The following is a 21,933-nucleotide window of genomic DNA, read 5'->3' as shown; positions in this document are numbered from 1 at the left end:
ACACTTGCGGGATGACCACGTTGCTTCTGGCCCGGCACGGGCTGACGGACCTCACCGGGCCGGTGCTGGCCGGCCGTACCCCGGGGGTGCACCTGAGCGAGGCGGGCAGGGCGCAGGCCGTCGCGCTCGCCGAGCGCGTCGCGGGCGTCAAGCTCGATGCCATTGTCTCCAGTCCGCTGGAGCGCTGCCGGGAAACGGCCCAATCAGTCGCGGAAGGACGCGGGATCGAGGTGCGGACCGACGACCGGTTCATCGAGTGCGGCTACGGCGAGTGGACCGGCCGGCCGCTGGCGGAGCTGGCCAAGGAGCCGCTGTGGCGGGTGGTGCAGGCGCATCCGAGCGCGGTGACGTTCCCGGGAGGGGAGTCGCTGCCGGAGATGCAGCACCGCGCGGTCGCGGCGGTCAGGGAGTGGAATCGACACCTCGGAGAGAAGGGTGTCTACCTGGTTTGCAGCCACGGTGACGTGATCAAGGCGATCGTCGCGGACGCTCTGGGGCTCCATCTTGATCAGTTTCAGCGGATAACAGCCGATCCTGCGGCCCTCACCGTCATTCGCTATGCCCCCTTGCGTCCCTTTGTTCTCAAGGTTAACGATATGGGGGAATTGCGGCTACCCGAGGATTCGGAGGAAAAAGACGGGGGAGAAAACATCACCGGGAGCGATGCCGCCGTCGGCGGTGGACCCGGAACCACGTAAGGTCAGGCTATGCCGGTCTTCGACTACGACCCACCAGAGAGGTTCGTCGCCGGTGCCTTGGGGCAGCCGGGCGCGCGGGTCTTTTTTCTGCAGGCCAGGGCCGAGGGCAGACTGACCACGGTGGCGCTGGAGAAATTGCAGGTCGCGGCGCTCGCGGGCAGGCTCGACGAGCTGCTCGACGAGGTGCTGCGGCTCAGCGGGGGCACCGCTCACGTGCCCGCGCTCGCCCCGGCCGACCTGACCGACGACGGGCCGCTCGACTCGCCGGTCGCGGAGGACTTCCGCGTCGGCACCATGGCGCTCACCTGGGACGCCGAGAAGTCGCAGGTGGTGATAGAGGCGCAGGAGGTCGTGGAGGAAGACGACCTCGAGATGCCCGACCCGGCGGTGCTGCGCGTGCGCATCAGCGCGGGAGCCGCCCGCGCCTTCACCCAGCGCGCACTCCAGATCGTCGCGGCGGGCCGGCCGCCGTGCCCCCTGTGCGGGCAGCCGCTCGACGCCACCGGACACGTCTGCGTACGCCTCAACGGCTACCGCGGGGGTGAGGCGGCTTCATGACCGCTCCGGAGAGCGAACCGGCCGTCCAGCCCGCCCCCCCGCCTGCCATGCACGACGAGGAGGCGCTCACGCTGCTGCGCGACGGCAGCCTGGAGGTCGCGGGCCGCCTCGTCGAGGCGACCAACATGACGCTCTACTGCTCGGTCAAGCTGGGCTCCCGCTCGGCGGCCTGCGTCTACAAGCCCGTACGCGGCGAGCGCCCGCTGTGGGACTTCCCCGACGGCACCCTCGCCGCCCGCGAGGTCGCCGCCTTCGAGGTCTCGCAGGCGACCGGCTGGCGCGTCGTGCCGCCCACGGTCTACCGCGACGGCCCCTTCGGGCCGGGCATGGTCCAGCTCTGGATCGACACCGAGCGCGAGATCGACCTCATGCGGCTGGTCAAGAGCCGCAACCCGGTCGTACGCCGGATGGCCGTCTTCGACGCGGTGATCAACAACGCCGACCGCAAGGGCGGGCACCTGCTGCCGCTGCCCACCGGCCACGTGTACGGCGTCGACCACGGGGTCTGCTTCTCCGTCGAGGACAAACTGCGCACGGTCCTGTGGCAGTGGCGCGGCAAGCCGCTGGCCCGCGAGGCGGTGGCGGTGCTGGCCAAGCTCGAGCGCGACATCGAGGCGGGCGCGCTCGGGCGGCGGCTGCGCGAGCTGCTCACGCTGGCCGAGGTGGAGGCCACGTGGCAGCGGGTGCGGCGGCTGCTCGACACGGGGGTGCATCCGTACCCGTCGGAGGGCTGGCCGGCTATACCCTGGCCCCCCATCTGAAATACCCCAAACCCGTCTAATACCCTGTGCTCATGTGCACGCTGATCGTGAGAACCGGGCGGTCGCTGACGCTCATGGGCGTGAGAGACGAGTTCACCGACCGGCCCTGGGAGGGGCCGGGGGAGCACTGGCCGGAATACCCGGGAGTGATCGGCGGACGCGACCTCAAGGCGGGCGGCACCTGGCTGGCCGTCAACCCGGCGGCCCGCCGCGCCGCCGCGCTGCTCAACGGTCACGGCCGGGCGGCGGAGGAGACCACCCGGGTCTCGCGGGGCGACCTGGCGCTGCGGGCGGCGTACACGGGGGAGCCGCCGGGCGCCGACCTGAGCCGCTACGACCCGTTCCACCTCGTGCTGGCCGACCTCGCGCGGGTGCGGCTGCTGAGCTGGGACGGCGAGCGCATGACCGAGTCCGGCCTGCCCGAGGGCACCAGCATGGTCGTCAACTCCGGCCTCGACCCCGAGGACGAGCGGGTCGCCGCCCACCTGCCCCGCTTCCGCGCCGCCTCCCACTGGGGCGACCTCATCCAGGCCGATCCGTCGTCCGACCCCGGCGCGCTCATCGTCCGGCACGAGACCCCCGACGGACGGGTCTTCGCCTCCCTGTCGGCGATGGAGGTCGTGATCGCCCAGGACGGCGTGACGTACGACTTCACCGACCTGACCGACGACCGGGACGGATAGGCTCAAAGGCATGAGATCGTGGTCTGCCCAGAACGTTCCACAGCTCCCTGGTGAGAGCATTCCGCTGAGTCTCTACGACACGTCGGCCAGGCAGGTGAGGCAGACCGATCCCGGCCCGACCGCCAGGATGTACGTCTGCGGCATCACCCCCTACGACGCCACCCACCTCGGCCACGCCAACACCTACCACGCCTTCGACCTCGTGGGCCGGATGTGGCGCGACGCGGGCCACCAGGTCCACTACACCCAGAACGCCACCGACGTGGACGACCCGCTGCTCGAACGGGCCGCGCAGACCGGCATCGACTGGCACGACCTGGCCGAGCGGGAGATCGAGCTGTTCCGCGGCGACATGGAGGCGCTGCGGATCCTGCCGCCCCGCGAATACGTCGGCGTCACCGAGGTCATCGGCGAGGTGGCCGACCTGATCGGCAAGCTGGCGGCCAAGGGCGTGACGTACGACCTCGACGGCGACGTCTACTTCAGCGTGGCCGATGCCCCCAAGTTCGGCCAGGTGTCCGGTTACGACGAGCGGGAGATGCCGGCCCTGTTCGCCGAGCGCGGCGGCGACCCCGACCGGCCGGGCAAGCGCCACCCGCTCGACTGGCTGCTGTGGCGGGCCGAGCGGCCGGGCGAGCCCTCGTGGGAGTCGGGGCTGGGCCGCGGCCGGCCCGGCTGGCACATCGAGTGCACCGCGATCGCCCTCGGCAACCTGGGCCCCGGCTACGACGTGGCCGGCGGCGGCTCCGACCTGATCTTCCCGCACCACGAGTGCGGCGCCTCCGAGGGGCACGCCGCGACCGGTGAGTGGCCGTTCGCCAAGTTCTACACGCACGCCGGGATGGTGGCGCTCGACGGCGAGAAGATGTCGAAGTCCAAGGGCAACCTGGTCTTCGTCTCCAAGCTGCGCCAGGAGCACGACCCGATGGCGATCCGGCTGGTGCTGCTGGCCCACCACTACCGGGCCGACTGGGAGTACACGCCCGAGCTGATGGCCGCGGCCGAGCGCAGGCTGGCGCTGTGGCGCTCGGCCGTCGCGCTGCCCGCCGGGCCGCGGGCCGACGGGCTGCTGGCGACCGTACGCGGGCGGCTGGCCGACGACCTCGACTCGCCGGGCGCGCTGGCCGCGATCGACGCCTGGGCCGAGGAGGCACTCGCGGGCGGCGGCACCGACGCCGCCGCCCCTGGCCTCGTCCGCGACCTCGCCGACGCGCTCCTCGGCCTCGCCCTGCGCTGACCGCACCCGCCCTCCCGCGCCAGGAGCGGGAGGCCGGGTGCCGGAGCGGTGGGGGTCGTGGCCGGGTGTCAGGTCTGGACGCGTTCGAGGTGCTCGGCCGTGGCCAGTTCCTCCGAGAACCACTCGATCGTGCGCCGCAACCCCTCCTTCGCCGGGATCTCGGCCTGCCAGCCGAGCCGTTCGGCCGCCAGCGAGGTGTCGGGCCGCCGTACTGTCGGGTCGTCGGCGGGGCGGTCGATGAAGCGCAGCTCCGACGTCGACCCGGCCAGGTCCCTGACGAGGGCGGCCAGGTCGAGCATGGTCAGCTCGTCCGGGTTGCCGATGTTGACCGGCCCGGCGAAGTCGCTGCGGGCCATGGCCAGGATGCCCGACACGGTGTCGTCGACGTAGCAGATGGAGCGGGTCTGCGACCCGTCGCCGGTGATCGTGATCGGCTCGCCGGTCAGCGCCTGCCGGATGAACGTCGGGATCGCCCGGCCGTCGAACGGGCGCATGCGCGGGCCGTAGGTGTTGAAGATGCGCACGATGCCCGTGTCGGTGCCGCGCGACTGCCGGTACGCGGTGGTGAGCGACTCGGCGAAGCGCTTGGCCTCGTCGTACACGCTGCGCGGGCCCACCGGGTTGACGTTCCCCCAGTACGTCTCCCGCTGCGGGTGCTCCAGCGGGTCGCCGTACACCTCGCTGGTGGAGGCCAGCACGAACCTGGCGCCCTTCTCCCTGGCCAGGCCCAGCGCGTGCAGCGTGCCGACGCTGCCCACCCGCAGGGTCTCGATCGGGTAGCGCAGGTAGTCGGCCGGCGAGGCGGCCGAGGCGAAGTGCAGCACGAGATCCAGCCGGTCGGGCACGTGCACGTACCCGGTCAGGTCGCACTCGATGAGCCGGAACTCGGGACGCTCGAGGAGATGCTCGACGTTGCGCGGCCCGCCGGTGAGGAAGCTGTCCATGCAGACGACCTCCGCACCCTCCTCCAGCAGCCGCTCGCACAGATAGGAGCCGAGAAACCCGGCGCCCCCGGTGACCAGAGCCCTCATGACGTGACCTCCATGGCAGCGTCGAGAATGTCGAGAACGCTACCGAGAGAGACGACTGTTAAACCTTGAGTGAGCGGGAACGGCCCTGGAGCCGCTGTTTGCCGGTACGGGGGCCGGGTAGCTGCCGGGCACGCGACGGAGGTGAATGGTGTTCGAAAAGCGACGACCCGGCGCCGTGCTCTTCGACCGGGACGGAACCTTGATCAGGGACGTGCCGTACAACGGCGACCCGGGCCTCGTCGAGCCCATGCCGGGCGCGGTGGAGGCGCTGGCCAGACTCAGACGCGCCGACGTGCCCGTGGCCGTGGTCACCAACCAGTCGGGCATCGCCAAGGGCCTGCTGTCGCCGGACGAGATGGGCCAGGTGAACGCCAGGGTGGAGGAGCTGCTCGGACCGTTCGACGCGTGGGCGATCTGCGTGCACGACGACACCGACGGCTGCACCTGCCGCAAACCCGCCCCCGGGCTCGTCATCAGAGCCGCCGCCGTGCTCGACGTCAGCCCCCGTGACTGCGTGGTCGTGGGCGACATCGGCCGCGACATGGACGCCGCCAGGGCCGCGGGGGCCAGGGGGATCCTGGTCCCGACCCCGCTGACGCCGCAGGAGGAGATCCAGCAGGCCGCCGAGGTCGCGGAGGACCTGATCGGCGTCGTGGACCGGGTGCTGAACGACGCGGACGGGCCGGTGCCCGTCGTCTCCGCCCCCTGGACCCGCGCCCTGGGGTGGAGCCGCTGGTGAGGATCACCGGCCCCACCAGGCATGACGCCCGGAGGCGTGGGTAGGCGCGAACAGCATGACGATGATGCTCGAGTGGACCCGCAGGGCCGCCTGCCTCGGCCTGGACCCGGAGCTGTTCTTCCCGATCTCCACGCAGGGGCCGAGCCAGTCGCAGGTCGAGCGGGCCAAGCAGGTGTGCGGACGCTGCCCCGTACGTGAGACGTGCCTGAAGTACGCGCTGGACACCAGGCAGGCGTACGGCGTCTGGGGCGGCACCGACCCCGGCCAGCGGCGTGAGCTCAGCCTGGCAGAGCCTCGGCGAGAAAGCGTTCCCGTTCGGCCGCTTCGAGGTGGTCACTGAACAGCACGCCGTCGAGGTGGTCGGCCTCGTGCTGCAGCACCCGCGCCAGCACGCCCAGCGCCCGCACGGTCACGGGTTTGCCGAACATGTCACGGCCACGCGCGGTGACCATGTAGGAACGTTCCAGTGGCCACCACAGCCCGGGCGCCGACAGGCACGCCTCGTCGGCCGTGACGCGCCGCTCCGACAGCTCCAGACGCGGATTGACCAGATGGCCCGACTTGCCGTCGTAGGAGTAGACCACCACCCGCACCGGCTCCCCGATCTGCGGGGCCGCCAGCCCCGCGCGCCCGGCTCCCGCGCGCATCGTGGCCGTCAGCGACTTGACCAGTTGCCGCAGCTCGCGGTCGAAATCCTGGACCGGTGCCGCGACCGAGCGGAGCACCGGATCGTCGAACGTGCGTATGGGCCGGACCGTCACCCGCAACTCCCCGATAGGCGGCGTCGTCACCACGACCATTTCCCCGGTTGCGTCCCGCCAACCGTGCGGGGCCTGCCTTGTAGCACAGCGGTAACAGGGGAGACCCAGGGGTGAAACCACCCGAAAGCAGTATCGGAGGGTGATCTCACTTGCGTCACACGCGCCTGTGATGCCTGGCCGGGTGCTCGGGGCCCGGCCAGGCGGCGCCGACCCCCGGGCTGACCCCCGGCCTCACCCCCGGGCTGGCCACCGGTCCGGCCCACGGCCTGAGCATCTGGAGGTGCGGGCATGAGTGCGCTACCCCTGGAGAGCGGCCCTTCCCCGGAGACCGCGCCCGACGCACTGTCGGGCTTCACCGTCGGCGTGACCGCGACGAGGCGGCGCGAGGAGTTCGGGGCCCTGCTGGAGCGCCGCGGCGCCCGCGTGGTCAGCGCTCCCGCGATCCGCCTCGTCCCCCTGGCCGAGGACGCCGACCTGCTCGCGGCCACCCGCTGGAGCCTGGAGGAGCCGCTCGACGACGTGGTGGTCACCACGGGCGTGGGCTTTCGCGGCTGGATGGCCGCGGCCGAGGGCTGGGGCCTGTCCGGCGACCTGGGCGAGCACCTGTCGAAGGCCCGCCTGCTGACCCGCGGCCCCAAGGCCAGGGGAGCGGTGCGCGCCGCCGGGCTCAACGACCACTGGACGCCCGCCACCGAGTCCTGCCAGGAGGTCAAGGAGTACCTGCTGGCCCAGGACCTGGACGGGCGGCGCATCGCGGTGCAGCAGCACGGTGAGCCGCTCGACGGGTTCGTGGCCGAGCTGCGCGAGGCCGGGGCGGAGGTGATCGAGATCCCGGTCTACCGGTGGCTGCCGTACCGCGACATCTCGCCGCTGCGCCGCCTGATCAGCCAGACCGTCTCCGGCTCGGTGGACGCGGTCGCCTTCACCAGCGCGCCGGCCGTGCACGCCATGCTGGGCGCCGCCCGCGCGGAAGGGTTGGAGGACGCGCTGCTGGCCGCGTTCGGCGACACGGTGGTGGCCGCCTGCGTGGGGCCCGTGACCGCCGACCCGCTGACCTCGCGCGGCGTTCCCACGTTGCAGCCCGACCGCTCGCGGCTCGGCGCGCTGGCCCGCGCCCTGGCCCGGCACCTGCCCGAGCACGGCGTCACCCGGCTCATGGCGGGCGAGCACCGGCTGGAGATCCGCGGCCACGCCGTCGTCGTGGACGGCGAGCTGCGGCCGCTCCCGCCCGCCCCCATGGCGGTGCTCAAGCGCCTGGCCGACAAGCCGGGGCACGTGGTGTCGCGGGCCGACCTGCGTACGGTGCTGCCGGGCAGCGCCACCCGCGAGTCGGCCGAGCACGCCGTGGAGATGGCCATCACCCGCCTGCGCCGCGCCCTCGGCTCCGGCGGGATCGTCGAGACGGTCGTCAAACGGGGCTACCGGCTGGCCTGCCGGTACGAGATGGAAGAGCGGTGAGGCCCGCACTCGTCCTGGCCGCGCACGGCACGCGCAGCACCGCGGGGGAGCGGACCCTGTCGGCGCTGGCGGAGACGGTCGCCGGGGCCCGTCCCCGGCACCGCGTGGAACTCGCCTACCTGGAGATCAGCTCGCCGCTCCTGGCCGAGGTGCTGCCCGTGGTGCGCGGCCCGGTGGTCGTGGTCCCGCTGCTGCTGGCGGGCGGCTACCACGCGCACATCGACCTGCCGGAGATCGTCGCCGAGCACCGCCGGGACGCGATCGTGGCCGGCTGGCTGGGGCCGCACCGGCTGCTGACCTCGGCCCTGGCGCGCAAGCTGGCGCGGGCGGGCCTGCGGGGCACGGACGCCGTGCTGCTCGGCGCGGCGGGCTCGTCCGACCCCGCGGCCCTGGCCGACGTGCGCGCCGCCGCCCACCTGCTCGCCGTGCGCCTGGCGCGCCCGGTGACGGCCGCCTTCGCCGCCTCGGGGGCGCCGTCGCTGGAGGAGGCGATGGACCGGCTCGGCTCGACACCGGCCGCCCGGGTGGCGATCGCCTCGTACGTGCTGGCGCCCGGCTTCTTCCACGACCGGCTGGCCTCGGCCGGCGCGGGCCCGGTCAGCGAGCCCCTGGGGGCCGACCCGGACGTGGCCGCGCTGATCTGGCACCGCTACGACGAGGCCGTGCGCCGCCACCGGTCCGCCGCCGAGCCGCGTGCCCTGCGCCGGGCCTGACCCCCGCGGAGGGCGAGGATCAGGCGGGCCGGACGACGGCGGGTTCCAGCCGCAGCTCCCGGATGATCTCGCGGGCGCTGGCCTCGCGGGCGGGCCCGGCGTCGGCGCCCATGAACATCTCGATGTAGGCCCGGTGGAAGCAGCCCGCCACCAGCAGCCGCGCGCTCGCCTCCGGGTCCGCGTCGGACCGCACCCGGCCCAGCGCCTGCTCGGCCATGAGGTACGCGGCCAGCGGCGCGGTCTCCGTACGGGGGCCGAGATCGTTGTCGCGGACGGCCTGGCGGAACCGGACGGTCACCTTGGGAGAGGTGAAGGCCGGAAGCGCGGCACTTTGTATGTCCATGTAGTAGTCAATACCCGCTTGTGCAACTGGCAGAAGATTGTCGGATACAGACCCTTTTCCGATGCGGCGGGAGAGATCGTGGAGCAGGCTCAACCACGAGGGGAGCCGGTCCTGTAACAGGGCGAGGAAGTAGTCCACCGAACCGCCGGTGCGGTCCTCCCTCAGTGAGACGGCCATCTCGAGGACGCGCCGCCGAGTGTCCTGGCTCGTGTGGTACGGGTCTACGTGGGATGTCGCCATGGCGTGCCTAACGTGCGCGGTCGGTTGAGTAGGCATCACATGCGTAGCCGCGGTGCTCGCGGGTTCTCGTCCGCTAATCTGGGGCCCCAGCTTGGTGTAATCTTGTACGGGTCACCGATTATTACCCGAAACCGCGAAAAGCGCTCGGCTTTGGTTGCTGAAGGTTGGCTGTCAGTGTCGGACCGGTGTCAACAACGGGTCGGACCGGTAGTCGGGGTCGGGCCGGACTGATGCCGGACCGGCAGTCGGGGGCGGGCCAGCCGTTGGGGTCAGCCGTCGGTGTCGCGGTCGCGGCGGCGCAGGTAGCGCTCGAACTCGGCCGCGATCGCGTCGCCGCTCGCCTCGGGCAGCTCGGCGGCGTCCTTCCGCTCCTCCAGCTCCTTGACGTAGTCGGCCACCTCGCTGTCCTGCGAGGCCAGCTCGTCGACGCCGCGCTCCCACGCCTTGGCCTCCTCGTCGAGGTCGCCCAGCGGCATCGGGATCTCCAGCACGTCCTCGAGCCGCCGCAGCAGCGCCAGCGTGGCCTTCGGGTTGGGCGGCTGGGCGACGTAGTGCGGCACCGACGCCCACAGCGAGATGGCGTCGAGCCCCGCCTGCCCGAACGCGTGCTGCAGCACCCCCACGATCCCGGTCGGGCCCTCGTAGCGGCTCAGCTCCAGGTTCGTCGAGCGGGCCAGGCCGGCGTCGGTGGCGCCGCCCAGGATGGGCACGGGGCGGGTGTGGGGCGAGTCGTTGAGCAGCGCGCCCAGCATGACCGCCAGCTCGATGCCCAGCTCGCGGCAGATGTAGATGATGTCGGCGCAGAACGAGCGCCAGCGCATGTTGGGCTCGATGCCGCGCAGCAGCACGACGTCGCGCTCGAGCCCCGGCGGGCGGGCGCGCAGCAGCCGCGTCGTCGGCCAGACGATCGACTGGGTCAGCCCGTCGTGCATCTCGACGACGGGGCGGGTCACCTGGAAGTCGTAGTAGTCGTCGGGGTCGAGCGCGACGAGCGGCTCGGCCTTCCAGGCGGACTCGAGATGGGCGATCACACCGCTGGAGGCCTCGCCCGCGTCGTTCCACCCCTCGAACGCGGCGATGAGCACCGGGTCGACGAGCTCGGGGAGCCCTTCGAGCTCTATCACGTGTCGCCTCCTCTCTCCATCGTCTCGCTAAGCCTATGCGGTAAGGGGGTGTCACCGTCACGGATCTCCCCCGGAACCGCCCTCCGCGCTCCTTTCGCGCGGCGCGTACCCGCCTGCCGCCCGTCTCGCGGCCTCCGCGCCGGCCCTCGCGGCACGGTCACTGGGGGTGCGAATTTGTCTGACTCTGTAGAGTAATGCCTGGTGATGGGCGGTCTCGCCGCCTGCGTACGCGCGGGTGGGCGAGGAAGTCTGCCCATCCGGGCGTGGGGCGGAAACCCGGTTACGCGGCACGCGAACTCGCCCCGACAATTGACACTCCGTACAACAACGTCCGGCGGAGATCGGCGCGGGAGCGTGCCCAACCGCGCCGGAGCCGCGCGCGACCGGCGTTCGAACGGCACCCGATAAGCTCTTCCCATGAGCATCTCCTCCCCGTCCTTCCGAGAAGTGTTGTCCCAGCGCGTCATCGTGGCCGACGGGGCGATGGGCACGATGCTCCAGGCGCAGGACCCCACGCTCGACGACTTCCACGGGCACGAGGGCTGCAACGAGGTGCTCAACGTCACCCGGCCCGACATCGTGCGCGGCGTCCACGACGCCTACTTCGCCGTCGGCGTCGACTGCGTGGAGACCAACACCTTCGGCGCCAACCTGGCCGCGCTCGGCGAATACGACATCGCCGACCGCGTCTACGAATACTCCGAGGCCGGCGCCCGCATCGCCCGCGAGTCGGCCGACCGCTGGGCCACGCCCGACCAGCCGCGCTTCGTGCTCGGCTCCATGGGCCCCGGCACCAAGCTGCCCACCCTGGGCCACCTGCCCTACGCGAGTCTGCGTGACGCCTACCGCGACAACGCCGCCGGCCTGATCGCGGGCGGCGCCGACGCCCTGATCATCGAGACCTGCCAGGACCTGCTCCAGGTCAAGGCCGCCGTCATCGGCGCCAGGCGGGCCGCTGAGGCGTCCGGCCGCGACATCCCGATCATCGCGCAGGTGACGATCGAGACCAACGGCGCCATGCTGCTCGGCTCCGAGATCGGCGCCGCGCTGACCGCGATCGAGCCGCTCGGCGTCGACATCATCGGCCTCAACTGCGCGACGGGCCCGGCCGAGATGAGCGAGCACCTGCGCTATCTCGCCCGCCACTCCCGGCTCAAGCTGTCCTGTATGCCCAACGCCGGTCTGCCCGTGCTGACCTCCGACGGCGCCCACTACCCGCTCACCGCGGCGGAGCTGGCCGACGCCCACGGCTCCTTCACCCGCGACTACGGCTTGTCCCTGGTCGGCGGTTGCTGCGGCACCACCCCCGAGCACCTGCGCCAGGTGGTCGAGCGGGTGCGCGGCAACCAGCCGGTCCAGCGCCGCCCCCGCCCCGAGCCGGGCGCCTCCTCGCTCTACCAGACCGTCCCGTTCCGCCAGGACACCTCCTACCTGGCCATCGGCGAGCGCTGCAACACCAACGGCTCCAAGGCCTTCCGCGAGGCCATGCTGGCGGGCCGCTGGGACGACTGCGTCGAGACGGCCCGCGACCAGGCCCGCGACGGCGCCCACATGCTCGACCTGTGCGTCGACTACGTGGGCCGCGACGGCGTGGCCGACATGAAGGAGCTGGCCTTCCGCTTCGCCACCGCCTCCACCCTGCCGATCATGCTCGACTCCACCGAGCCCGCGGTGCTGCAGGCCGGTCTCGAGATGCTCGGCGGGCGCGCCGCGGTCAACTCCGTCAACTACGAGGACGGCGACGGCCCCGACTCCCGCTTCCAGAAGATCATGCGGCTCGTGAGCGAGCACGGCGCGGCCGTCGTCGCCCTGACCATCGACGAGGAGGGCCAAGCCCGCACCGCCGACTGGAAGGTGCGCGTGGCCACCCGCCTCGTCGAGGACCTGACCGCCAACTGGGGCATGCGCGTCGAGGACATCATCGTCGACTGCCTGACCTTCCCCATCGCCACCGGCCAGGAGGAGACCAGGCGCGACGGCGTCGAGACCATCGAGGCCATCCGCGAGCTGAAGCGCCGCTACCCGGCCGTGCAGACCACGCTGGGCCTGTCCAACATCAGCTTCGGCCTCAACCCGGCCGCCCGCATGGTGCTCAACTCGGTCTTCCTCAACGAGTGCGTCAACGCCGGGCTCGACTCCGCCATCGTGCACGCCTCCAAGATCCTGCCGATGGCCCGCATCCCCGACGAGCAGCGCCAGGTCGCCCTCGACATGGTCTACGACCGCCGCCGCGACGGCTACGACCCGCTGCAGCGGTTCATGGAGCTGTTCGAGGGAGTCGACGCCGCCGCCCTGCGCGCCGGCAAGGCCGAGGAACTGGCCGCGCTGCCGCTGTGGGAGCGGCTCAAGCGGCGCATCGTCGACGGCGAGAAGAAGGGCCTCGAGGCCGACCTCGACACCGCGCTCGACCAGCGGCCCGCCCTTGAGATCATCAACGACGTGCTGCTCGACGGCATGAAGACGGTCGGCGAGCTGTTCGGGTCCGGGCAGATGCAGCTTCCCTTCGTGCTGCAGTCGGCCGAGGTGATGAAGACCGCCGTGGCCCACCTCGAGCCCCACATGGACCGGGTCGAGGGCGAGACGAAGGGCCGCATCGTGCTGGCCACCGTCAAGGGCGACGTGCACGACATCGGCAAGAACCTCGTCGACATCATCCTGTCCAACAACGGCTACCAGGTGGTCAACCTGGGCATCAAGCAGCCGGTCTCGGCCATCCTGGAGGCCGCCGACGAGCAGCGGGCCGACGTCATCGGCATGTCGGGGCTGCTGGTGAAGTCGACGGTCATCATGAGGGAAAACCTGGAGGAGATGAACTCCAGGGGCCTGTCGCAGCACTATCCGGTGCTGCTCGGCGGCGCCGCCCTGACCCGTGCCTACGTCGAGCAGGACCTGGCCGAGCTGTTCGAGGGCGAGGTGCGTTACGCCCGCGACGCGTTCGAGGGGCTGCGGCTGATGGACGCGTTCATGGCCGTCAAGCGCGGCGTGGCCGGCGCGACGCTGCCGCCGCTGCGCGAGCGGCGGGTCAAGACCGGCGCGGTGCTCCAGCGCACCCCCGTCGCGGAGCTGCCCGCCCGCTCCGACGTGGCCACCGTCAACCCGGTGCCGCGCTCCCCCTTCCACGGCGACCGGGTGGTCAAGGGCATCCCGCTGGCCGACTACGCCGCCTACCTCGACGAACGCGCCCTGTTCCTCGGGCAGTGGGGGCTCAAGCCCACCAGGGGCGGCGACGGCCCCGGCTACGAGGAGCTGGTCGAGACCGAGGGCCGGCCGCGGCTGCGCATGTGGCTCGACCGCATGCAGACCGAGGGCCTGCTGGAGGCGGCCGTCGTCTACGGCTACTTCCCGTGCGTCTCCGACGGCGACTCGCTGATCATCCTCGGCGACGACGGCGGCGAGCGCACCCGCTTCACCTTCCCGCGCCAGCGCCGTGACCGGCACCTGTGCCTGTCCGACTTCTTCCGCGCCAAAGACTCCGGCGAGGTCGACGTGGTCGGCTTCCAGGTGGCCACCATGGGGTCGAAGATCTCCGAGGCCACGGCCGAGCTGTTCGCCAAAGACGCCTACCGCGACTACCTGGAGCTGCACGGCCTGTCGGTGCAGCTCACGGAGGCGCTGGCCGAATACTGGCACGCCCGGGTCCGCTCCGAGTGGAGCATCGGCGGCGAGGAGTCGCTGGACGACATGCTCAAGGTCAACATCCAGGGCTGCCGCTACTCCTTCGGCTACCCGGCCTGCCCGAACCTGGAGGACCAGCGGCAACTGTTCGAGCTGCTCGACCCTGAGCGCATCGGGGTGACGCTGTCGGAGGAGTTCCAGCTCCACCCCGAGCAGGCCACCTCCGCCCTGGTCGCCCACCACCCCGAGGCCAAATACTTCAACGTCTGACCACCCGTCCCGGGCGGCGTCCCCGCCGCGCCCGCCCGCGGGCTCTGGAACGGTGCACCCCGGCGCACGAGCCGGGCCGGGGAGTCATAGCCGCTGTTCACGGGCGGGCGGGGGTGGGCTCGCCCGCCGTTCACGCGCGGCGGGCACCATGACATAAGGGATCACACACATGCACTACCGATCGGGGAGAGGGATGGAAGCGGTCTTCTTCGACATGGACGGCCTGCTGGTGGACAGCGAGCGCGTCTGGCTGGAGATCGAGACCGAGGTGATGGCCAGGCTCGGCGCCGAGTGGACGCCCGAACACCAGGTGCACCTGCTCGGCGGCTCCATGGAGCGCACGGTCGACTACATGCTGGCCGTCTCCGGCGCGGACGTGCGGCCCGCCGTGGTGCGCGAATGGATGATCAGCGGGATGGTGGCGCGCCTGACGGCCGGGGTACCTGTCCTGCCGGGCGCCTCCGAGCTGCTCGACGCGCTGCGGGACGAGGGCGTGCCGGTGGGGCTGGTCACGTCCTCGCTCAGGGAGATCGCCGACGCGGTGCTCAAGAGCGTCGGCAGAGACCGCTTCGACTGCGTGGTCACCGCCGACGACGTCACCCGGACGAAGCCGGACCCGGAGCCGTACCTGACGGCCGCCCGGCTGCTCGGGGTGGAGCCGGTGCGCTGCGTGGTGCTGGAGGACTCCCCGAACGGCGTGGCCGCCGCGACCGCGGCGGGCTGCGCCGTCGTGGCCGTGCCGAGCCTGCTGCCCATCGAGCCCGCGCCGGGACGGCTGGTGGTCACGTCGCTGGCCGAGGTCGCGGTCGCGGACCTGAGGGCCCTGGCGCACTCCTGAGACGAAAGCCCCCGAGACGGCTCCCCTAGGGGGAAAGTGGTTCTCGCGGAGGAGGGGCGGGCGCGGTTTCGCGTGCCAGGATGGAGTGCAGGAAGCCACGACGAGGGGGCTGCGACATGGACACCTTCAACACGATCGCCTGGTTGCCGCTGTGCGCCGGGGTGAGCATCGCCGGTCTGGTGCTGGCGTTCCTGGCCTTCAGGCGCAGGGGCGCGGCCGCCGGCATGCGGGTGACCGCCTGGGCGCTGCTGCCCCTGGCGGCCTTTCTGACCGGCGCGCTGCAGGCGTTGTGGACCGTCGGCACGACCGTGGTGGGGTTCGTGACCGGCCTGGTGTTCAATCCCGGCGTGTGGGCGGGCGTGGCGCTGGCGGGGCTGTCGGTGGTGCTGTTCGTGGTGTCGGGGGTGATCCGCGGCAGGAAGCTGTCGGCCGGGCGCGGGAAGGACGCCGACACGCCGTCCGAGAGGTCCGCGCGACCGGCGGCGGGCCAGCCGCCCCAGGCGCCCGCGGCGGGCCGGCCGGCGGCGAGCGGCGCGGCGGCGACCCGCCCGCAGCCCGCCGTCAACGCCAAGCAGCAGGGTAAGGGCGACGACGATTTCGCCGACATCGAGGAGTTGCTCAAGCGCCGCGGCATCAGCTAAATCCAGCCCCTGACGCGCTTGTGTCACGGTTCCGAGACGGAACCGGAACGCACCCTAGACATTCCATTCAAGATCGATACGAATGAGTTTCGCAACAATCACAGATTAGCCACATAGCGGTCTGAGGGACTAGTCAGCGCAGCTCAGCCCATAGATTCTGCCTCCTGAGGTCGCGTCCCGCGGTCTAAAGTCAGTACGCAATAGACAGCGTCGTTCGGCAGCAGGGGGCTATTCGGCATGACCGCACCGCTAGACGTTTCCGGTTCCACCGCAGAAGCGCGACCGGAGTCTGTGCTCGCGGGAGCGGGCAAGGCCATCCAGGGCCGGTCGCTCACCCGGATCGCCTGGATGCGGCTGCGCCGCGACAAGATCGCTCTCGGCGGCGGCGTCGTCGTCGTGCTACTGATCCTGTTGGCGGTGTTCTCCTCGCCCATCATCTCCGCGTTCGGTCACCCGCCCCTGGAGTTCCACCAGGACCAGATCGACCAGAACACGCTCCTGCCCAAGGGCACCTTCGGCGGCGTGAGCGGCGACTACCTGCTCGGCGTCGAGCCGGTCAACGGGCGCGACATCTTCAGCCGGATCGTGGCCGGCGCCTGGATCTCGTTGCTGATCGGCTTCCTGGCCACGATCGTGTCCGTCATCATCGGCACCACACTGGGCGTCATCGCCGGCTACTTCGGCGGCTGGGTCGACCAGGTCATCGGCCGGCTCATGGACGTCTTCCTCGCCTTCCCGTTGCTGGTCTTCGCGATCGCGCTGGCCGGCGTCATCCCTGACGAGGGGTTCGGGCTGGAGGGCAACGGCCTGCGCATCGCGATGCTGATCTTCATCATCGGCTTCTTCAGTTGGCCCAGCATCGGCCGCATCGTCCGCGGCCAGACGCTGTCGCTGCGCGAACGCGAGTTCGTGGACGCGGCCAAGAGCCTGGGAGCGCGCAACGGCTACATCCTCTTCCGCGAGGTGCTGCCGAACCTCATGGCGCCGATCCTGGTGTACTCGACCCTGCTGATCCCGACCAACATCCTCTTCGAGGCCGCGCTCTCGTTCCTCGGCGTCGGCATCAACCCGCCCACCCCGACCTGGGGTGGCATGCTCTCCGAGGCGGTCCGCTTCTACACGCTGCCCCACTTCGTGCTCTTCCCCGGGCTGGCGATCTTCATCACCGTCCTCGCGTTCAACCTGTTCGGCGACGGGTTGAGGGACGCCTTCGACCCGCGCGCGCGCTGAGTTCCGCGAACGTTTCATCCCCCGCATCACACCAACCAAGGGGTTAGTCAATGAGAAGGAAAACCGCACTGGCAGGGGTCGCGACAGCGGCGCTCGCTCTAGTGCTCTCCGCCTGTGGCGGAGGTGGCGGCACACCGCAGCAGCCCGCCCAGTCGGCCTCCGGCGGCGCGGGCGCGCAACCCGCGTTCAACTCCGCCCTGACCCAGGTGTACAACCCGTCCACGAAGAAGGGCGGGACGCTCAAGGCGGCCCACTCCTCCGACTGGGACAGCCTCGACCCGGCTGACACGTACTACGGCTACTCGTTCAACTTCGGCCGCCTCTACTGGCGGACGCTGACGATGTACAAGCCGGGGCCCGGCCCCGAGGGCAACACCGTCATCCCCGACCTGGCGGAAGGGCTCGGCCAGGCCAGCCCCGACGGCAAGACCTGGACGTACAAGCTCAAGAGCGGCCTGAAGTTCGAGGACGGCAGCCCGATCACCGCCAAGGACGTGGCGTACGCGGTGGCGCGGTCGTGGGACAAGAAGACGTTCACGCACGGCCCCTCCTACCTCAACGAGCTGCTCGCCTGGCCGGAGGACTTCAAGGGCGTCTACGAGACCCCCGACGTCGACTACAAGGCCGCCGTCGAGGCGACCGACGACAGCACGGTGGTCTTCCACCTGAAGAAGCCGTTCGCGTCCATGGACTACGTCGTCCAGATGCCGATGACGGCCCCGGTGCCGCAGGCCAAGGACACGGGCGCGAAGTACAAGGAGAAGGTCGTCTCCTCCGGCCCGTACAAGTTCGAGACGAACGAGATCGGCAAGCGCTTCACGCTCGTCCGCAACGAGAACTGGGACCCGGCGACCGACCCGAACCGCCCGGCGCTGCCGGACAGGGTCGAGGTCCAGCTCAACGTCAACGCCGACGACCTGGACAACCAGCTCATCTCCGGTGCCATCCAGCTCGACATCCCGGGCACCGGCATGCAGCCGGCCGCGCTCGGCAAGGTGCTGCCCGACCCGGCGCTGAAGGCCCGTACGGACAACCCGACCATCCCCAGGCTCTGGTACGTCTCGGTCATCCCCGACACGCCCCCGCTGGACAACGTCGACTGCCGCAAGGCCGTGATGTGGGCCGCCGACCGCGTCGCCAACCAGACCGCCTACGGAGGCCCGCTGGCCGGCGGCGACATCGCCACCAACGTCATGCCGCCCCCCATCGTCGGCCAGGAGAAGTTCGACCTGTACACCACGCCCGAGAACAAGGGCGACGTGACCAAGGCCAAGGAGGCGCTGACCGCCTGCGGGCAGCCCAACGGGTTCTCCACCACCATGGCCTTCCGCTCCGACCGTCCGCGTGAGAAGGCGCTGGCCGAGGCGATGCAGCAGGCGCTGGCCAAGGTCAACATCAAGCTCGACCTCAAGGGCTTCCCGGCCTCCAGCTACTTCTCCGACTACGCCGGCAACGTCGACTACGTCAAGAAGAACGGCATCGGCCTGGCCGGTCACGGCTGGGGCTCCGACTGGCCCGACGGTTACGGCTTCATGCAGGCCATCGTGGACAGCCGTACCATCCGCGACGCGGGCAACTACAACCTGAGTGTCAAGAACCCCGAGGTCGACAAGCTGATCGACCAGGCCTCGGCCGAGCTCGACACCGCCGCCCGCGCCAAGCTCTGGGTCGACGTCGACAAGAAGGTCATGGAGGACGCCTCCATCCTTCCGGTGGTGTGGGCCAAGTCGCTGCTCATGCGCGGACAGGGCGTGACGAACGTCGCCTACAACGAGGGCCAGAGCATGTACGACTACATCTTGCTCGGCGTCGAGTGACCAGGCGAGGTTCGGGGATCTAGCGAAGGCAGGTGAAGGCAGGAGTGGCCCGCCCGCGCGGCGGGCGGGCCACTCGGCCGGTAGCGGTGGTCACATACATCATCAGGCGTCTGATCGGCGCATTCGCCATGCTCATCGTGATCAGCATGGTCACGTTCGGCATCTTCTTCGTCGTCCCCCAGTGGGCCGGCGCGACGCCGGAGGCCATGGCGTCGCGATATGTCGGGCGTGCGGCCACGCCGGAGACCGTCCATCTGGTGGCGGAGCGGCTGGGCTTCAACGACCCGGTGATCGTGCAGTACGGCAGGTTCGTCAAGGGCATCTTCACCGGCGCCACGTACGACTACGGCGCCGGCGTCGAACAGTGCCCGGCACCGTGCTTCGGCTACTCCTTCCTCAGCGGCCAGCCCGTCTGGCCGGACCTGGTGGACCGGATGCCGGTGACGTTCTCCCTGGCCATCGGCGCGGCCTTCATCTGGGTCGTGGCCGGAGTGGGCGTGGGAGTGATCTCGGCGCTGCGCAGGGGCAGCCTGTTCGACCGGCTCTCGATGGGCACCGCGCTGGCCGGCGTCTCGCTGCCCATCTTCTTCACCGGCATGATCTCGCTGGTCGTCTTCAGCTACGGGCTGGGCTGGACGCCGCCGGGCGGCGCGTGGACCGACTTCACCGCCAATCCCGCGCAGTGGGCCTACAACCTGCTGCTGCCGTGGATCACGCTGGCCTTCCTGTTCGCCGCCGGCTACGCGCGTCTCACCCGGGCCGGGATGCTGGAGACCATGGGGGAGGACTACATCCGCACCGCCAGGGCCAAGGGCCTGCGCGAGAACCAGGTCGTGGTCAAGCACGGCCTGCGCGCCGCGCTCACCCCGATCCTGACCCTCTTCGGCATCGACTTCGGCCTGCTGATCGGCGGCGCCGTGCTCACCGAGACCACCTATACTCTGCCCGGGCTGGGCCAGTTCGCCATCCTGGCCATCAGGAACCAGGACCTGCCACAGGTCATGGGCGTCGTGCTGGTCGCCGCCGGATTCGTGGTCGTGGCGAGCCTGATCGTCGACCTGCTGTACGCCGTCGTCGACCCGAGGGTGAGGTTGTCGTGAGCTTCCTTGAGGTCAAGGACCTGAAGATCCATTTCCCGACCGACGACGGCCTGGTCAAGTCCGTCGACGGCCTGTCGTTCGGCGTCGAGCGCGGCAAGACCCTGGGCATCGTGGGCGAGTCGGGCTCCGGCAAGAGCGTGACCAGCCTCGGCGTGCTCGGCCTGCACAAGGGCAGCAGCGCGCGGATCTCCGGGGAGATCTGGCTCGACGGGGAGGAGCTCATCGGCGCCTCCGGCGAGCACGTACGCGGGCTGCGGGGCAAGAAGATGGCGATGATCTTCCAGGATCCGCTGTCGTCGATGCACCCGTACTACACGGTCGGTCACCAGATCATCGAGGCGTACCGGATCCACAACAACGTCTCCAAGCAGGTGGCCCGCAAGCACGCCGTCGACATGCTCGGCCGGGTCGGCATCCCCGAGCCGGGCAGGCGAGTCGACAGCTACCCGCACGAGTTCTCCGGCGGCATGCGGCAGCGCGCCATGATCGCGATGGCGCTGTCGTGCGACCCCGAGCTGCTCATCGCCGACGAGCCGACCACCGCGCTCGACGTGACCGTGCAGGCGCAGATCCTCGACCTGATGCGCGACCTGCAGCGCGAGTTCAACTCGGCGCTGATCGTCATCACGCACGACCTGGGCGTGGTGGCCGAGCTGTCCAACGACATCCTCGTCATGTACGCCGGCAAGTGCGTCGAGTACGGCACCGCCGACGACCTCTTCTACCGGCCCGAGCACCCCTACACCTGGGGCCTGCTGGGCTCGATGCCGCGCCTCGACCGCGAGCCCACCGAGCGGCTCATGCCGATCAAGGGCTCGCCGCCGTCCCTGATCAACGTGCCGCAGGGCTGTGCCTTCCACCCCCGCTGCCCGTACGCCGAGCGCACCGAGGGCAAGGCGGGAACCGAGGTGCCGGCCCTCGCCGAGACCGAGGGTGGCCACCTGGTGCGCTGCCATCTGACCAGAAGCGAACGGCAGGATCTGTGGCAGAACGAGATCAAGCCAGTGCTGGAGACCCAGTGAGTGACAACGAGCCGCTTCTTTCCGTGCAGAACGTGGAGAAGCACTTTCCCGTGACGAAGGGCCTGCTCAAAAGGCAGGTCGGCGCCGTCAAGGCGGTCGACGGGATCAGTTTCGACGTGTTCAAGGGCGAGACGCTCGGGCTGGTGGGGGAGTCGGGCTGCGGCAAGTCCACCACGGGACGGCTGGTGACGCGGCTGCTGGAGCCCACCGGCGGCAAGATCCTCTTCGAGGGCCAGGACATCACGCACATGGGCCAGGGCCGGCTCCGGCCGCTCCGGCGCGACATGCAGATGATCTTCCAGGACCCGTACTCGTCGCTCAACCCGCGCCACACGGTCGGCGCCATCGTCGGCGCGCCCTTCCGGATCCAGGGCGTGCGGACCGAGCACGGCGTCAAGAAGGCCGTCCAGGACATTCTCGAAGTGGTCGGGCTCAACCCCGAGCACTACAACCGCTACCCGCACGAGTTCTCCGGCGGGCAGCGCCAGCGCATCGGCATCGCCCGCACGCTCGCGCTCAAGCCCAAGCTGATCATCGCCGACGAGCCGGTCTCCGCGCTCGACGTGTCCATCCAGGCCCAGGTCGTCAACCTGCTGGAGGACCTGCAGACCGAGCTGGACCTGACCTACGTCGTGATCGCCCACGACCTGTCGGTGGTGCGGCACATCAGCGACCGGGTCGCCGTCATGTACCTGGGCAAGATCGTCGAGATCGCCGACCGCAAGCGGCTGTACAGCTCGCCCATGCACCCGTACACCAACGCGCTGATGTCGGCCGTGCCCGTGCCCGACCCGAAGGCCCGCAAGGACCGCGACCGCATCCGGCTGACCGGCGACGTGCCCAGCCCGCTCAACCCGCCGCCCGCCTGCCGCTTCCACACGCGCTGCTGGAAGGCGCAGGAGATCTGCAAGACGGTGGAGCCGCCGCTGGAAACGCGGGCCGACGGCCACCAGGTGGCCTGCCACTTCCCGGAGAACGCCCCCGAGGTGTCCACCGCCGCCGCCCAGGCCGAGGCCGGCTGACCGGCGGCGCGCCGCCCGCCACCGAACGAGAA

The 21,933-nt window shown here is 70.7% G+C and carries 21 protein-coding genes; 17 read left to right on the top strand and 4 right to left on the bottom strand.

Annotation, left to right across the window (positions count from 1 at the left end; genetic code table 11):
• Nucleotides 1-11: 11 nt before the first annotated feature.
• Genes ACZ6S0_RS31000 through mshC form a run of 5 tightly spaced genes read left to right on the top strand, consistent with a single transcriptional unit; the run spans nt 12 to nt 3,937 of the window.
• On the top strand, nt 12-698 hold the full coding sequence (locus ACZ6S0_RS31000) for a histidine phosphatase family protein (RefSeq protein WP_465922847.1): 687 nt from the start codon (nt 12-14) through the stop codon (nt 696-698).
• Nucleotides 699-707: 9 nt separating this feature from the next.
• Nucleotides 708-1,256 carry a DUF3090 domain-containing protein gene (locus ACZ6S0_RS30995; protein ID WP_465922846.1) on the top strand — a complete coding sequence of 183 codons (549 nt, stop codon included), beginning with the start codon at nt 708-710 and terminating at the stop codon, nt 1,254-1,256.
• A complete protein-coding gene (locus tag ACZ6S0_RS30990) occupies nt 1,253-2,017 on the top strand; it encodes an SCO1664 family protein (protein WP_465922845.1) in 765 nt (254 codons plus the stop codon). The genes ACZ6S0_RS30995 and ACZ6S0_RS30990 overlap by 4 nt, the downstream gene beginning before the upstream one ends.
• A gap of 32 nt (nt 2,018-2,049) precedes the next feature.
• Nucleotides 2,050-2,700, top strand: coding sequence for an NRDE family protein (locus tag ACZ6S0_RS30985; protein ID WP_465922844.1), 651 nt, complete (start codon nt 2,050-2,052; stop codon nt 2,698-2,700).
• A gap of 10 nt (nt 2,701-2,710) precedes the next feature.
• Nucleotides 2,711-3,937: a cysteine--1-D-myo-inosityl 2-amino-2-deoxy-alpha-D-glucopyranoside ligase gene (gene mshC, locus ACZ6S0_RS30980; RefSeq protein WP_465922843.1), complete on the top strand. Its 1,227-nt coding sequence runs from the start codon at nt 2,711-2,713 to the stop codon at nt 3,935-3,937.
• A 68-nt stretch (nt 3,938-4,005) separates the two neighbouring features.
• Here the strand turns inward: mshC and ACZ6S0_RS30975 are convergent, their stop codons facing one another.
• On the bottom strand, nt 4,006-4,968 hold the full coding sequence (locus ACZ6S0_RS30975) for a UDP-glucuronic acid decarboxylase family protein (RefSeq protein WP_465922842.1): 963 nt from the start codon (nt 4,966-4,968) through the stop codon (nt 4,006-4,008).
• 145 nt (nt 4,969-5,113) lie between these two features.
• Between ACZ6S0_RS30975 and ACZ6S0_RS30970 the strand changes: the two genes are divergently transcribed.
• Nucleotides 5,114-5,707, top strand: coding sequence for a D-glycero-alpha-D-manno-heptose-1,7-bisphosphate 7-phosphatase (locus ACZ6S0_RS30970; RefSeq protein ID WP_344895758.1), 594 nt, complete (start codon nt 5,114-5,116; stop codon nt 5,705-5,707).
• Nucleotides 5,708-5,762: 55 nt separating this feature from the next.
• Nucleotides 5,763-6,047 (top strand): WhiB family transcriptional regulator, encoded by a 285-nt coding sequence (locus ACZ6S0_RS30965; protein WP_465922841.1) that lies wholly within the window; start codon nt 5,763-5,765, stop codon nt 6,045-6,047.
• On the opposite strand, the gene ACZ6S0_RS30960 is transcribed toward ACZ6S0_RS30965, so the two are convergent.
• Nucleotides 5,986-6,498, bottom strand: coding sequence for a peptide deformylase (locus ACZ6S0_RS30960; protein WP_465922840.1), 513 nt, complete (start codon nt 6,496-6,498; stop codon nt 5,986-5,988). The two genes, ACZ6S0_RS30965 and ACZ6S0_RS30960, sit on opposite strands and share 62 nt — an antisense overlap.
• A 258-nt stretch (nt 6,499-6,756) precedes the next feature.
• Here ACZ6S0_RS30960 and ACZ6S0_RS30955 point away from each other — a divergent pair, with 258 nt between their 5' ends.
• Both ACZ6S0_RS30955 and ACZ6S0_RS30950 read left to right on the top strand, forming a co-directional pair.
• Nucleotides 6,757-7,926, top strand: coding sequence for a uroporphyrinogen-III synthase (locus ACZ6S0_RS30955; protein WP_465922839.1), 1,170 nt, complete (start codon nt 6,757-6,759; stop codon nt 7,924-7,926).
• Nucleotides 7,923-8,639 (top strand): sirohydrochlorin chelatase, encoded by a 717-nt coding sequence (locus ACZ6S0_RS30950; protein ID WP_465922838.1) that lies wholly within the window; start codon nt 7,923-7,925, stop codon nt 8,637-8,639. The genes ACZ6S0_RS30955 and ACZ6S0_RS30950 overlap by 4 nt, the downstream gene beginning before the upstream one ends.
• Before the next feature lie 19 nt (nt 8,640-8,658).
• Here the strand turns inward: ACZ6S0_RS30950 and ACZ6S0_RS30945 are convergent, their stop codons facing one another.
• The gene (locus ACZ6S0_RS30945) at nt 8,659-8,982 is read right to left on the bottom strand and encodes a TetR/AcrR family transcriptional regulator C-terminal domain-containing protein (protein ID WP_465922837.1); all 324 of its coding nucleotides are present in this window, start codon (nt 8,980-8,982) and stop codon (nt 8,659-8,661) included.
• 509 nt (nt 8,983-9,491) lie between these two features.
• Nucleotides 9,492-10,346 carry a PAC2 family protein gene (locus ACZ6S0_RS30940; RefSeq protein WP_344895776.1) on the bottom strand — a complete coding sequence of 285 codons (855 nt, stop codon included), beginning with the start codon at nt 10,344-10,346 and terminating at the stop codon, nt 9,492-9,494.
• Nucleotides 10,347-10,763: 417 nt separating this feature from the next.
• Here ACZ6S0_RS30940 and metH point away from each other — a divergent pair, with 417 nt between their 5' ends.
• From metH to ACZ6S0_RS30900, 8 genes are all read left to right on the top strand, one after another.
• Complete coding sequence (gene metH, locus ACZ6S0_RS30935; protein ID WP_465922836.1) at nt 10,764-14,231, top strand: methionine synthase; 3,468 nt, start codon at nt 10,764-10,766, stop codon at nt 14,229-14,231.
• A 193-nt stretch (nt 14,232-14,424) separates the two neighbouring features.
• Nucleotides 14,425-15,069: an HAD family hydrolase gene (locus ACZ6S0_RS30930; RefSeq protein ID WP_465922835.1), complete on the top strand. Its 645-nt coding sequence runs from the start codon at nt 14,425-14,427 to the stop codon at nt 15,067-15,069.
• A 116-nt stretch (nt 15,070-15,185) separates the two neighbouring features.
• On the top strand, nt 15,186-15,710 hold the full coding sequence (locus ACZ6S0_RS30925; RefSeq protein ID WP_465922834.1) for a cellulose synthase: 525 nt from the start codon (nt 15,186-15,188) through the stop codon (nt 15,708-15,710).
• A gap of 237 nt (nt 15,711-15,947) precedes the next feature.
• Entirely contained in the window at nt 15,948-16,940 is a 993-nt protein-coding gene (locus tag ACZ6S0_RS30920; RefSeq protein ID WP_465922833.1) for an ABC transporter permease, read from the top strand.
• A 50-nt stretch (nt 16,941-16,990) separates the two neighbouring features.
• The gene (locus ACZ6S0_RS30915; protein ID WP_465922832.1) at nt 16,991-18,757 is read left to right on the top strand and encodes an ABC transporter substrate-binding protein; all 1,767 of its coding nucleotides are present in this window, start codon (nt 16,991-16,993) and stop codon (nt 18,755-18,757) included.
• 86 nt (nt 18,758-18,843) lie between these two features.
• Entirely contained in the window at nt 18,844-19,857 is a 1,014-nt protein-coding gene (locus ACZ6S0_RS30910) for an ABC transporter permease (protein ID WP_465922959.1), read from the top strand.
• The gene (locus ACZ6S0_RS30905) at nt 19,854-20,879 is read left to right on the top strand and encodes an ABC transporter ATP-binding protein (RefSeq protein ID WP_465922831.1); all 1,026 of its coding nucleotides are present in this window, start codon (nt 19,854-19,856) and stop codon (nt 20,877-20,879) included. The genes ACZ6S0_RS30910 and ACZ6S0_RS30905 overlap by 4 nt, the downstream gene beginning before the upstream one ends.
• On the top strand, nt 20,876-21,901 hold the full coding sequence (locus tag ACZ6S0_RS30900) for an ABC transporter ATP-binding protein (RefSeq protein ID WP_465922830.1): 1,026 nt from the start codon (nt 20,876-20,878) through the stop codon (nt 21,899-21,901). The genes ACZ6S0_RS30905 and ACZ6S0_RS30900 overlap by 4 nt, the downstream gene beginning before the upstream one ends.
• Nucleotides 21,902-21,933 lie beyond the last annotated feature (32 nt).

The sequence above is a fragment of the Nonomuraea sp. NPDC051298 genome (assembly GCF_055586305.1).
Note: the sequence above shows the minus strand (reverse complement) of the source record. Positions and strands in the feature narration are given on the sequence as shown.

What these genes read in the sequence shown, in the direction of transcription:
- ACZ6S0_RS31000 (WP_465922847.1), top strand. Translation starts at nt 12, where the DNA reads ATGACCACGTTGCTTCTGGCCCGGCACGGGCTGACGGACCTCACCGGG.
- ACZ6S0_RS30995 (WP_465922846.1), top strand. Translation starts at nt 708, where the DNA reads ATGCCGGTCTTCGACTACGACCCACCAGAGAGGTTCGTCGCCGGTGCC.
- ACZ6S0_RS30990 (WP_465922845.1), top strand. Translation starts at nt 1,253, where the DNA reads ATGACCGCTCCGGAGAGCGAACCGGCCGTCCAGCCCGCCCCCCCGCCT.
- ACZ6S0_RS30985 (WP_465922844.1), top strand. Translation starts at nt 2,050, where the DNA reads ATGTGCACGCTGATCGTGAGAACCGGGCGGTCGCTGACGCTCATGGGC.
- mshC (WP_465922843.1), top strand. Translation starts at nt 2,711, where the DNA reads ATGAGATCGTGGTCTGCCCAGAACGTTCCACAGCTCCCTGGTGAGAGC.
- ACZ6S0_RS30975 (WP_465922842.1), bottom strand. Translation starts at nt 4,968, where the DNA reads ATGAGGGCTCTGGTCACCGGGGGCGCCGGGTTTCTCGGCTCCTATCTG.
- ACZ6S0_RS30970 (WP_344895758.1), top strand. Translation starts at nt 5,114, where the DNA reads ATGGTGTTCGAAAAGCGACGACCCGGCGCCGTGCTCTTCGACCGGGAC.
- ACZ6S0_RS30965 (WP_465922841.1), top strand. Translation starts at nt 5,763, where the DNA reads ATGACGATGATGCTCGAGTGGACCCGCAGGGCCGCCTGCCTCGGCCTG.
- ACZ6S0_RS30955 (WP_465922839.1), top strand. Translation starts at nt 6,757, where the DNA reads ATGAGTGCGCTACCCCTGGAGAGCGGCCCTTCCCCGGAGACCGCGCCC.
- ACZ6S0_RS30945 (WP_465922837.1), bottom strand. Translation starts at nt 8,982, where the DNA reads ATGGACATACAAAGTGCCGCGCTTCCGGCCTTCACCTCTCCCAAGGTG.
- metH (WP_465922836.1), top strand. Translation starts at nt 10,764, where the DNA reads ATGAGCATCTCCTCCCCGTCCTTCCGAGAAGTGTTGTCCCAGCGCGTC.
- ACZ6S0_RS30930 (WP_465922835.1), top strand. Translation starts at nt 14,425, where the DNA reads ATGGAAGCGGTCTTCTTCGACATGGACGGCCTGCTGGTGGACAGCGAG.
- ACZ6S0_RS30925 (WP_465922834.1), top strand. Translation starts at nt 15,186, where the DNA reads ATGGACACCTTCAACACGATCGCCTGGTTGCCGCTGTGCGCCGGGGTG.
- ACZ6S0_RS30920 (WP_465922833.1), top strand. Translation starts at nt 15,948, where the DNA reads ATGACCGCACCGCTAGACGTTTCCGGTTCCACCGCAGAAGCGCGACCG.
- ACZ6S0_RS30915 (WP_465922832.1), top strand. Translation starts at nt 16,991, where the DNA reads ATGAGAAGGAAAACCGCACTGGCAGGGGTCGCGACAGCGGCGCTCGCT.